Raw genomic sequence first — 305 nt, forward strand, 5'->3', positions numbered from 1 at the left:
ACAGCAAAGCGCAGATCGCCCAGAGCCAGCTATTCTCCCACTGCTACGTGCGCCGGCTCGCCCAGACCGCTATTCCGGCCGTCGGCGCCGGGATCGGCGACCTGGCCACCTCGGCCGGCGCGCCCGTGCTGGACGTGGTGCCGCGCCACATCGGCGACTACGGCGGCGCCATGACCGCCGTCCTCGACGACGGCGACACGGTGGAGGTGAACAACCTGAACGCCATCCTCGAACACCGCCACCACGGCGGACTGCCGGTCAGCAGCTCCCCCCGCACCGTGGTGGCGCCGTGACCACGGTCAGCC

Annotated in this window: 1 protein-coding gene; it reads left to right on the forward strand. The window is 71.5% G+C overall.

The window, feature by feature from the left end:
- Positions 1–293, forward strand: a 293-nt coding sequence (locus tag UK12_RS42665; protein ID WP_045307287.1) for a hypothetical protein, incomplete at its 5' end; no start/stop codon positions are given.
- Between the last annotated feature and the right edge of the window lie 12 nt (positions 294–305).

It is taken from the genome of Saccharothrix sp. ST-888 (assembly GCF_000955975.1).
GTDB lineage: Bacteria > Actinomycetota > Actinomycetes > Streptomycetales > Streptomycetaceae > Kitasatospora.